The organism is Citrobacter sp. TBCS-14 (assembly GCF_005280805.1).
Classification (GTDB): Bacteria; Pseudomonadota; Gammaproteobacteria; order Enterobacterales; family Enterobacteriaceae; genus Citrobacter; species Citrobacter gillenii.
On sequence record NZ_SZWM01000026.1, the window covers coordinates 1 to 248 of the forward strand.

The 248-nt window shown below is 45.6% G+C and carries 1 pseudogene; it reads left to right on the forward strand.

From position 1 onward, the window contains the following. Positions 1 to 125: 125 nt before the first annotated feature. A pseudogene (gene gldA, locus FDX22_RS00105) lies at positions 126 to 248 on the forward strand (glycerol dehydrogenase); the annotation flags it as partial.

Sequence of the window (248 nt, forward strand, 5' to 3'; positions counted from 1 at the left end):
CCCGCCTCGCCATACAGTTATTGCATCGCTCCGGTACCTCCCGTTTTCGCCGTTCGCAATAGGCTAAACAGGTTAACGCCAGGGCTCACCATGTAAAAACATGTACTTATTTGAGGATGAAAGGAATGCTAAAAGTTATTCAATCTCCAGCCAAATATCTCCAGGGTCCTGACGCTTCTACCTTATTTGGTCAATACGCTAAAAATCTGGCAGACAGCTTTTTCGTGATTGCAGATGACTTCGTCATG